This is a genomic window from Cetobacterium sp. (genome assembly GCF_048470075.1).
GTDB lineage: Bacteria > Fusobacteriota > Fusobacteriia > Fusobacteriales > Fusobacteriaceae > Cetobacterium_A.
Genome location: NZ_DBGBQB010000315.1, coordinates 1 through 7,568 on the forward strand (window position 1 = coordinate 1; position 7,568 = coordinate 7,568).

5 protein-coding genes and 2 riboswitches are annotated in these 7,568 nt (G+C 31.9%); of the genes, 2 read left to right on the forward strand and 3 right to left on the reverse strand.

Annotated features, from left to right (window positions below):
• Positions 1-125: 125 nt before the first annotated feature.
• Positions 126-223: riboswitch (purine riboswitch) on the forward strand.
• A complete protein-coding gene (locus tag ACMOUI_RS10920) occupies positions 216-1,544 on the forward strand; it encodes an NCS2 family permease (RefSeq protein WP_418965726.1) in 1,329 nt (442 codons plus the stop codon). (Overlaps the previous riboswitch by 8 nt.)
• A 78-nt stretch (positions 1,545-1,622) precedes the next feature.
• On the opposite strand, the gene ACMOUI_RS10925 is transcribed toward ACMOUI_RS10920, so the two are convergent.
• The 3 genes from ACMOUI_RS10925 to ACMOUI_RS10935 all read right to left on the reverse strand — a co-directional run bounded on the left by ACMOUI_RS10925 (position 1,623) and on the right by ACMOUI_RS10935 (position 5,645).
• Positions 1,623-3,179, reverse strand: coding sequence for a glycine betaine ABC transporter substrate-binding protein (locus tag ACMOUI_RS10925; RefSeq protein ID WP_418965727.1), 1,557 nt, complete (start codon positions 3,177-3,179; stop codon positions 1,623-1,625).
• Positions 3,176-4,348 (reverse strand): betaine/proline/choline family ABC transporter ATP-binding protein, encoded by a 1,173-nt coding sequence (locus ACMOUI_RS10930; RefSeq protein WP_418965728.1) that lies wholly within the window; start codon positions 4,346-4,348, stop codon positions 3,176-3,178. The genes ACMOUI_RS10925 and ACMOUI_RS10930 overlap by 4 nt, the downstream gene beginning before the upstream one ends.
• A 94-nt stretch (positions 4,349-4,442) precedes the next feature.
• Positions 4,443-5,645 carry a cation:proton antiporter gene (locus ACMOUI_RS10935; RefSeq protein WP_418965729.1) on the reverse strand — a complete coding sequence of 401 codons (1,203 nt, stop codon included), beginning with the start codon at positions 5,643-5,645 and terminating at the stop codon, positions 4,443-4,445.
• 39 nt (positions 5,646-5,684) lie between these two features.
• Positions 5,685-5,743, reverse strand: a riboswitch (Fluoride riboswitch).
• Between the two features lie 176 nt (positions 5,744-5,919).
• Between ACMOUI_RS10935 and nagE the strand changes: the two genes are divergently transcribed.
• Positions 5,920-7,377 carry an N-acetylglucosamine-specific PTS transporter subunit IIBC gene (nagE, locus tag ACMOUI_RS10940; protein ID WP_418965730.1) on the forward strand — a complete coding sequence of 486 codons (1,458 nt, stop codon included), beginning with the start codon at positions 5,920-5,922 and terminating at the stop codon, positions 7,375-7,377.
• Positions 7,378-7,568 lie beyond the last annotated feature (191 nt).

A 7,568-nucleotide genomic window follows, 5' to 3' on the forward strand; every position in this document is an offset into this window, starting at 1 on the left:
TTATTTTCAAATATCAATAATTTATTATAAAAATAGAGAGAGAAATTCAACTTTATAATTTGTATTTTTTATAATCTAAAAGCCAAAAAACAAAAAAGTTGACAAAATTTGTGAATTATAGTACAATGGTCTGTATTTTTATCACTGATATAATCCTAAAATATGGTTAGGAGTTTCTACAAGTCACCGTAAATGGCTTATTATTAGGAGGAGTAATGGAGAACATTAAACAAAAGAATAATGGTGTGCTAGGGGCTATTGATTCTTACTTTCAACTTAGCCACTATAACACTACAATTTCAACAGAGATAACTGCTGGAATTACAACTTTCATGACAATGGCATACATTTTAATTGTACAACCACTATTTATGAGTGCCGCTGGAATGGATGTTAAAGCTGTTACAATAGTAACTGCTCTACTATCAGCTGCCTTTTCTATTGTTATGGGTCTATATACAAACAGACCTTTTGCTATGGCACCAGCTATGGGAGGAAATGCATTTTTTGCTTATACCCTAGTTGCTGGAGGAATGGTTAATTGGCAGGTAGCTATGGGAATGGTTTTTTTATCTGGAATAGGGTTTTTAGTTCTAACAGTTTTTGGGCTGAGGGGTCTTATTGTGGAAGCAATTCCTAAAAATCTAAAGTTTGCTATAGGAGTAGCTGTTGGATTTTTTATAGCTATGGTAGGATTTAAAAATGGTCAGATAATGACAATTTCAAATGGAACGATATCTATGGGTAGCATTTATAATCCAAATACTATATTATCTTTAATCGGACTTTTTATTACAATTGCACTTGTTTTAAATAAAGTTAAAGGTGGAGTTTTAATTGGTATAGTAATTACTACACTACTTGGGATTCCTATGGGTATAACTCAGATACCTGAGAGCTTTTTCTCTATGCCACCATCAATATCTAGTATAGCATTTAAACTTGATATAATGGGAGCATTAAAATTTGCATTTTTACCTTTAATATTCACATTTTTCGTAGGAGATTTCTTCTGTACTCTGGGAACTTTATTGGGAGTATCAGCTCAAGCTGGGCTTTTAGATGAGAATGGTAACTTACCTGAAGTTGATAAACCTTTTTTAGTTGACTCAATAGCAACTATTGTTGGAGCATTATTTGGTTCTACAACAATAACAACATTTTTAGAGTCAGCAGCAGGAGTTGAAGAGGGAGGAAGAACAGGTTTAACTGCAATCTCAACGGGGATTTGTTTTATATTTACTATTTTCTTAACACCTATTGTTTACATAATACCTTCAGCTGCAACAGCTCCAGCTTTAATCTTTATTGGAATCCTTATGATGACAAGTATAAAGTTTATTGATATGGATGATATGACTGAGTTTGTACCAGCGGTTATAACAATTATGTTTACTGTGTTTACAGATAATATGGCTTCTGGAATGAGTATGGGTATTATATCTCATGTTATTATAAAGGTATTAACTGGAAGATATAAAGAGTTAAATATTCCTGTATTGGTTTTAACTTTACCTCTATTGGGATACTTTATTTTCTTATAAAAAATTTAATTAGATATCAGAGTGAATAAAATTACAAAAGCTGAAGAATATTGGATTCTTCAGCTTTCTTTTATCCTTTTATTTTTCAATAATCCCTTTATCTATAAGGAATCTATTAATTATTTTTTCAATAGGCTCATCACTTTCAATTGCCATCAAATTTAACTCCTGCATCTCTGTTTCATTTAGAGCTCCCACAAGAGAATCCAATGCCTCTATGACATCACCATTTGTATTTTCATACCCTTTTCTCATAGTAACCACAACCTCATATGGTGGGAAAAACTTCAAATCATCCTCTAAAAGAAGTAACTTGTGTTTAGCAATTAGTCCATCTGTTGAATAGACTAAAGCAACTTCAATCTTATCAGATACCAATGAGTTGATAACTAATCCTTGATCCATAGATAGGATACCTTTAAATTTGATATTATAGGCTTTTTGTATTCCTAGTAGTCCATCCTCTCTTTCCATAAACTCATGAGGACCGCTTAGAATCATGTTATTAGCATATTTTTTCAAATCGCTTATAGTTTTTATTCCATATTTTTGAGCTACCTCTGGTTTCATAGTAAAAGCATAGGTATTTTCAAATCCCATAGGCTCTCTAATATCTAAATTATGGTCTGCTAAGTATTCTGATTTTATAATATCAAATATTGTTTTAGCATCTGCTTTCTCTTTCTTTCCTAAATAAGCAGCATATGCCACTCCAGTATACTCTGGGTACACATCAATATCTCCACTTTTTATAGCTTCAAAAATAACTGTACCTGTTCCAAGTTCCACTGTTTTTACTTTATATGGAGTTTTTGCCTCTATTACCTGAGACATCATAATACCCAAAATTCTCTGCTCAGTATAGTTTTTATGACCAACAACAACAGTTGGAACATCTTTTTCCTTACTATTTTCATATATTTTATACCCAATTCCTAAGAGTAAAATTGCAAGTATAATTTTCGCAATAAATATATTTCTTTTTTTCTCTTTAGGGTTAGCTAGCATTCCTCCTGGAGTTAGAACTTTTTCTAATATTCCCAGGATATAGTTAGCTACAAATGCCAATATTGCAGTGGGAATAGCACCTGTTAAAACCAGATTGTTATTACTTGTAGAGATTCCTCTAAAGATAAGCTCTCCTAAACCACCAGCACCAATTAATGCGGCAATTGTAGCTGTTCCTATTGTCGCCACTGTAGAGATTCTAATTCCACCCATTATAACAGCAACAGCAATTGGTAATTTCACCTTTAATAAAACTTGAAAATTGGTCATTCCCATACCTATTGCAGCTTGAATTGTTGATTTATCCACACCCTTTATCCCTATATATGTATTTGTTATTATAGGTAATAGGGAGTATAAAAAAAGTACAAATACAGCTGGTTTTATACCTATTCCCATAATGGGAATAATAAGTCCAAATAGGGCTAAACTTGGAATTGTTTGAAAGATTCCAGCCACAGTTAATACTATTTTGGATAGTCTTTCACTTCTAATTATAAAAATTCCAATGGGAACACCTATTACTATTGCAATAATTACAGCTAGACCAGTTATCTGAATGTGTTGCATAAGGGCTATGTAGACCTCTGGAAGTTTCTCAATAAAATATCTTATAAATGAGTTCATACAGCATCACCCATATCAGGTGAGACTTCCTCTGTTTCAGAGGACGGAGCTATTTTACTAATAGCATTTACCAATCCCAAGTTTGTTATAACTCCGGTCAATCTATTTTTTTCATCAACAACAGGGACAACCTTTGCCTTTATACTGGACATCTTATTTAGTACATGTAGCAGATTGCTATCTTTATCTATGGTAGTAAAATCCTTATCCATAATATCTCTAACTCTCAATATGTTATTTTCCATTGCATATATTAAATTTTTTCTAAAAATTATACCAAGGGGTTCTGTGTGCCGCCCTCCCTCTGTTTCAGTAACAATAAGGAAGTCTATATCATGAGTTTTTAAAAGATTAAAAGCTCTTGAAATATTGCTTCTTTTCTCTATTGTCCAATAGTGTTTGGACATTATATCTGAAACAAGAAGTTTTTTAGGGGTTTTCCAAATTCTATCTTTCCCAATAAATTGCTCTATATACTCTGAAGCTGGTCTTTTTAAAATCTCATCAGGAGTATCAAATTGTAAAATCTCTCCATCTTTTAAAAAAGCTATTCTTTCCCCAAGTTTAATAGCCTCATCCATATCATGGGTAACAAATATAATAGTTTTACCCAACTCTTTTTGTAATTTTAAAACTTCATCTTGAATACTTTCCCTAGTTATAGGGTCCAATGCAGAAAAAGGCTCATCCATTAAAATTATATCTGGGTTTGTAGCTAAAGCTCTAGCTATACCTACTCTTTGTTTTTGTCCACCAGATACCTCATGTGGATATTTTTCATAGTATATTTCAGGATCAAGATTTAAAAGATTTAACAACTCATATGCTCGTTCTTTTCTTTTTTCCCTATCCCATTTTAGGAGTTTAGGGACTAATTCAATATTTTCACCTATAGTCATATGTGGCATGAGCCCCTCTTTTTGTATAACATACCCTATTCTTCTTCTGAGTGTTATTGGATTAACTCTACTAATATCCTCTCCATCTATAAGTATAACTCCACTGGACGGATCTATAAGTCTATTAATAAGTTTCATAGTTGTTGTTTTCCCGCACCCTGACTCACCAATTAAAACAACAAACTCTCCAGTTTTTATTTTGAAATCTATATTTTTTAAAACAAGTGTTCTTTTATCATAAGATTTTGTAACTTTTTTAAACTCAATCATATTAAATCACCTCAAAATATAAATTTTTGTAAAATAAAAGCAGCTACTTATATATACTTTCAAATCCTATTTTTCCTTTTTTTATTTTATTTTTTTAAGAATTTTTTAGAAGTTTCCTATATGTAGAGTTAATTCCAATAGCTCCTAAAGGAGCTGTTATTAAAACACTCAAGATTGCGATAGCTTGCATAATTTCTCCACCCACAACTCCCATTTGAAGTGGAATTCCCGCCTTTGCAGACTGAACAGTGGCTTTTGGGAGATATGCAATGATACAAAATAGCCTTTCTTTGTATGTTAAATCTGTTCCAATTAAAGAGATTAAAACCCCAAGTGATCTAATAGTTAAGGAGTAGGCTAAAATTGTTGCTCCAATAAAGAAGTAACCTCCAACTAATCCAGGATTTATAGCCATTCCTACAAAAGTAAATAGATATATTTTTCCATATTTCCAAATCTCATTCATTCCACTGTGAACCTCTTTATATTTTTCACCTTGATAGTAACGAATAAAAAATCCTAAAGACATTATAGTTAAAAGTGAGTTATATAGAGAAAAATGGAACCTATTCTCTATACCTCTAAGAATTAAGCAGATAAAGAAAATAGTTATAATTTTTAAACCACTATTCTTTATTTTTAAGTAGCTATATTTTCCTACTAATCCAACTATCCATCCAATAAATAAACTGGCTATAATAGAAAGCGGAATAAGAATCAATTGCATTTTAAAATCAAAAGTTCCACCATCTAATTTTTGAAAGTAGATTGCTAAAAAAGATGTGAATAGTGTTATAGCTATAGTGTCATCTGCAGATGCACCAACTAATAGAAGTTGTGGAATAGATTTTTTTTGTCCAACATTTTTATCTATTAAACTTACCATTGATGGTATTAAAACTGCCGGACTAACTGCAGCTATAATAAAACCTAAAATAGCACCTTGAATAAAGGTGAAGTTTAAGAAAATAGTTGATAAATAAGCGATCGCAAATCCCTCTAAAGTCGCTGGAATAATACTTAATAATATTGCAGGACGACCAATTTTTTTTATTTGATCTGCTCCTATTCCCAAGCCCCCTATAAATAGGACAATTATCAAAGCTATGTCCTTTAGTATAGGTGCTATTTTAAGAGCTAACTCTGGTGTTTTATTAAGACCATATGGTCCTATTATAACTCCTGCAACCATCATTCCTATTAAAGATGGAAATTTGATTTTTTCAAAGATTTTTCCTATACAGTTTGAGTAAAATGCTAAAAAAATAAAAAAAAGTAAAACAATAAAGTAATTCATATCTTTCCTCCTTAAAATAAAAAAGACTCCTACCCTTAAAAAAGAGTAGGAGTCATTAGCTTTCGCGTTTAATGGTGAACTCCATCACCTATTTATCCAATTAATACTTTAACATTATACCATATTTTTGAATAAAGTAAAGAAGAATTTGTAATGTCTATAATAAAGCTAATGTGTTCTATAAAAATATGAATTGTACTTGACACAATAATTCTTTTGTTATAAAATATACACGAAACAAAATTTCAAAATTAAATGTGTTTAGGAGGGGAAAATGTTTAGTTATTTACAAAAAATTGGTAAAGCACTAATGGTTCCAGTTGCAGTTTTACCAGCTGCAGCGATTTTACTTGGATTAGGTTACTTTATAGACCCAACTGGTTGGGGAGGAAACAGCGCTATAGCTGCATTTTTTATTAAGTCAGGGGCTGCGATAATTGATCAAATGCCTATACTTTTTGCTGTGGGTGTTGCTTTTGGAATGTCTAAGGACAAAAATGGTTCTGCTGCTTTAACAGGTTTAGTAGGATTCTTAGTAATCACTACACTACTATCACCTGGAGCTGTTGGTCAGATTATGAAGATAGACAATGTACCTATTGGTTTTAGTAAGATAAATAACCAATTTATAGGTATCTTAGTTGGAGTTATCTCTTCAGCTCTATATAACAGATTTAGTGATGTTGAGTTACCAAAAGCTCTATCATTCTTCAGTGGAAAGAGATTAGTGCCAATTATTACATCATTTGTTATGATTATAGTTGCATTTATTTTAATGTATGTATGGCCAACAATCTATGATTCACTTGTTAGTTTTGGAGAGGGAATCAGTGGAATGGGAGCTGCTGGAGCAGGAATCTATGGATTCTTAAACAGACTTTTAATTCCAGTAGGATTACACCACGCTTTAAACTCTGTATTCTGGTTTGACGTTGCTGGAATTAACGATATTCCTAAATTCCTAGGTGGAGCTCAGTCTATTGCAAATGGAACAGGAATCCCAGGAGTTACAGGAATGTACCAAGCTGGATTCTTCCCAATTATGATGTTTGGTCTTTTAGGAGCTGCAGTTGCTTTTGTAAGAACAGCTAAGCCTGAAAACAAAGATAAGATTAAATCTATCATGATTGCTGCTGGATTTGCAACTTTCTTAACAGGAGTTACAGAGCCATTAGAGTTTGCATTTATGTTCGTTGCACCAGGATTATATTTAGTTCATGCTATACTAACAGGAATATCTCTATTTATAGCTGCTACTATGCACTGGATTGCTGGATTTGGATTCTCAGCAGGTCTAATAGATATGTTATTATCATCTAGAAACCCATTGGCTACAAAATGGTATATGTTAGTAATACAAGGTATTGTATTCTTCTTCCTATATTATTTTATATTCTACTTTATCATTACAAGATTTAATCTTAAAACTCCTGGAAGAGAGGAAGCAGACCCTTCTGAAGAGGAAAGTGAATCATCTAAAGCTTCAACAAATGATGAGTTAGCTGAAAAAATGTTACCACTTTTAGGTGGAGCAGATAACTTAGTAACTGTTGACAACTGTATCACAAGATTAAGACTTGATGTAAAAGATAGCTCTTTAGTTAATGATGCGGAGATTAAAAAATTAGGAGTTGCTGGAGTATTAAAGCCAAGTAAGACTTCTGTTCAAATTATAGTTGGAACTCAAGTTGAATTTGTTGCAAATGCTTTAAAGAGAATGACAGGAAAATAATAAATTTAAAATTAAAGCTGGTAGAGAAATAAGCGAATCTATTCTCTCACCAGCTTTTTAAATTATTTTAAGGCTTTTATTTTATATAGATTAAAACAACAGATAAAAAACTTAACATACTTGAAAAACCATAGAAAAGAATAGCTCCTAGCGCTATAGCTTGACTTTGAAAAGATATAATAGTTGCCCTA

Coding starts and splice junctions, on each gene's coding strand:
- ACMOUI_RS10925 (WP_418965727.1), bottom strand. CDS start 3,179: ATGAACTCATTTATAAGATATTTTATTGAGAAACTTCCAGAGGTCTAC.
- ACMOUI_RS10920 (WP_418965726.1), top strand. CDS start 216: ATGGAGAACATTAAACAAAAGAATAATGGTGTGCTAGGGGCTATTGAT.
- ACMOUI_RS10930 (WP_418965728.1), bottom strand. CDS start 4,348: ATGATTGAGTTTAAAAAAGTTACAAAATCTTATGATAAAAGAACACTT.
- nagE (WP_418965730.1), top strand. CDS start 5,920: ATGTTTAGTTATTTACAAAAAATTGGTAAAGCACTAATGGTTCCAGTT.
- ACMOUI_RS10935 (WP_418965729.1), bottom strand. CDS start 5,645: ATGAATTACTTTATTGTTTTACTTTTTTTTATTTTTTTAGCATTTTAC.